The 2953-nt window shown below is 47.3% G+C and carries 3 protein-coding genes; 1 reads left to right on the forward strand and 2 read right to left on the reverse strand.

From position 1 onward, the window contains the following. On the forward strand, window positions 1-260 hold a 260-nt coding region (locus KDK18_RS02685; protein WP_257253010.1), incomplete at its 5' end, for a hypothetical protein. 64 nt (window positions 261-324) lie between these two features. Here KDK18_RS02685 and KDK18_RS02690 read toward each other — a convergent pair. Next, window positions 325-1983 carry an F-box/WD40 repeat-containing protein gene (locus tag KDK18_RS02690; protein WP_257253011.1) on the reverse strand — a complete coding sequence of 553 codons (1659 nt, stop codon included), beginning with the start codon at window positions 1981-1983 and terminating at the stop codon, window positions 325-327. A 155-nt stretch (window positions 1984-2138) separates the two neighbouring features. Further along, on the reverse strand, window positions 2139-2953 hold an 815-nt coding region (locus KDK18_RS02695), incomplete at its 5' end, for a WD40 repeat domain-containing protein (protein WP_257253014.1).

Here is a 2953-nt window from a genome sequence, read left to right on the forward strand (position 1 = left end):
ATGCAGAAATTTTACTGAAACGCCGATGTTTTATACCTGATGACTGTCGTAAAAACCGGTTTGAGAAGAGCGATGAACTCAGGGACGATGACAGAGCTACAGCAGGGCGATTACCTGGCCCGGATGAGGTTCACCTGAATCGTCGAATGCGGGTTGTGATGACGACTGTTGAGCAGAGAGCTGTATATGTGAAACCTGGAGTGACAAAGCCATCATACACATCGATAGGGTTACTACCATTGAGGCCGCCCGGATGTTGAAGAGAGTGAACCGACATTGCTGTCATTGTTGTTTCGAGGGTTCATGCCTGGTTCCACTAGATCGTCAATCTTTCCAACCTAGTTCAGTGATTGTCGCCTCACAATCAAAACCGGCGGTCAACACGTGTCGGCTATCGGCACTGAAGGAGGCTGAGGTGATCCAATTCTTGTGGGAAATGATGGCCTTTTCCAGCCATGACCCATTGGCTCCCAAACCATAAATTTTTGCCGTTTTATCATCACTGGCAGTCACCACAAGGCATTCATCAGGACTGAAGGTAGCTGACCAGATCGCATCTTCGTGGGCAATGGTGGCTGTTTTTACCCATAATCCGGGGGCCTCATGGCTATAAATGTACGCCGTGTTAGCAATACAGGCGGCCACATGACGGCCACTGGCGCTGAACCGGGCTGAGTTGAGTTCCCCATCGTGCCAAATAATGGCTTCTTTTACCCATGATCCAGGTGCCTTATGGCCATAGATCTTCACCGTGCCATCTGTACTGAAGGTCAACAAATGGCGGCCATCGCTGCTGAATTCGGCGAATACGTTTGTTTTACCATGGGAAATGGTGGTTATTTTTTTCCATGATCCATCGGTCTGCAGACCACGGATTTTTGCCTTACCATCACTACTGCTTGTTACCAGGTAGCGACCATCGGTGCTGAAGGTGGCACAATAGATAGTATCCCCATGGGTAAAGGTGTCTTTTACTGTCCACGTTCCATCGTCGTCCTGAACGTAAATGGCGGCAGTGTGCTTTCGATCGGCGACCAACAGATGATGACCATCGGAGTTTAAGCTGGCAAACACAACCGGAAAATTATGCTGAATGGTGGTTTTTTCTTCCCATAGTCCACCGGTCTCCAGTCCATAGATTCTCACCGTCGCATCACCACAATTGGCGGTCACCACATGGCGGCTATCAGAAGTGAAATTGACCGACCGGAGCGTAGTGTTATCAGAAATGGTGATTTTTTCTTCCCATGATCCATCGTCTCCCAGATCACAGATTTTCGCTTTGCCATAAGGAGAGGCAGTCACCAGATGACGGCTATCGGGACTGAAGTTGGCTGATTTGATGAATCTTTTATGGCAAATAGTGTTTTTCTCTTCCCATGATCCACCGGCCTTCTGACTATGGATTTTCGCTACATTATCCGCAACGGTCATTACATGGCGGCTATCGGGGCTGAAATTGCCGCCCTTGATGTGGTACTTCTGGGATATTTTGGCTTTTTCCACTAACTCAAACTGTTCACATTGAGACATCCGTTGACTGTTGGTAAAAAGGAGCAGAGCGGGAAAGTAAGCATTATTTCGTTGTTTTACGAGTGACTCGACAGCCTCCTTATTCACAATCGGCTTCAACCAATCACAGAGTTGTTGATCATCTTTTGCCGTAATGAGGGTCTTGAGTTGATATTGGTGTGGTTCAGGGAACCGTCGAAACCATGCGCTTTCCACAGCCCTGTCCTGTTTTACAAGAGTGTGAAGATATTTGCATACCTTTGCTAAACGGGTAACCCCTCGAAAATCCAGGCAGCGAATGATTTTGGAATGAATCTCTACGGGTAAATGGAAGAATGCAGGTTCAATGCTGTTTTGTACAGTCACCTCCCTGCTCACACTGACACCTCTTGGTGTTTCCTTCAGTCGAGTTTGCTTCAAGGTTGACGAGAGTGAAGCGTCAATGCTGGAATGGCTGTTCGTGAAATGCATGTCTGTGCCTTAAAAGTTAGTATTTATCCTCGGTTAGAAAGGACATTTAAATGGATTGAAAGCTTAGAACCGATTTCAGAGTGAAAGTTCAAAACATTGAAGTCAGTGAAACTCAGCAAAAACAGCGCCCTGATCCGGGAAAACGCTTCGCACGTTCATTTCTGCAAAAGTGCTTCTAATGGTTCCCTGCTTTTAGAGGGTTTTATGCTCATTCGATCATCCATTGTTCCTCCCTTTCTTAGTTCAGTGATTCTCACCTTCATATCTGCACTGACGGTCAAAGCATACCGACCATCGGCGCTGAAGGTGGCTATGACGACTGCACTATTGTGTTGAATGGTGGCTTTTTCTACCCATGATCCATTAGCCACCAGACCAACAATTTTTGCCGTTTTGTCGTAACTGGCGGTCACAACAAGGCAACCATCGGGACTGAAGGTGGCTGAATGGACGCGATCATTGTGAACAATGGTTTTCTTTTTTACCCATAATCCCTCGCCATTGCGGCCATAGATGTTTGCCGTTCCATCATGACTGGCAGTCACCACATGGCGAGCATTGGCGCTGAAGTTGGCCGAGGTGATCGCCACCTCGTGTGGAATAGCAGCTTTTATTAACCATGATCCACTGTCTTGGAGACTATAGATTTTTGCCGTGCCATCCTCACTTTCGGTCACCACATGGCTGCCATCGAGGCTGAAGTTGGCTGAGTAGACAAAATCACGATGAGAAATTACGGCTGCCTTTTGCCATGAACCATCGTCTTGCAGGTTATAAATTTTCGCCTTACGATCTTCACTAGTGGTTACCAGATGATGACTGTTAGCATCGAAGGTAGCTGAGAGGATCCCACCCTCATGGGTAATGTTAGCTTTAACTTCCCATGATCCGTCTTCCTCCTCACTATAGATTTTTGCAGTCTTGCCAAAACTGAAGATCAGCGCATGACGGCCATCGGGGCTCAAACTGG

Source organism: Endozoicomonas sp. SESOKO3 (genome assembly GCF_024606255.1).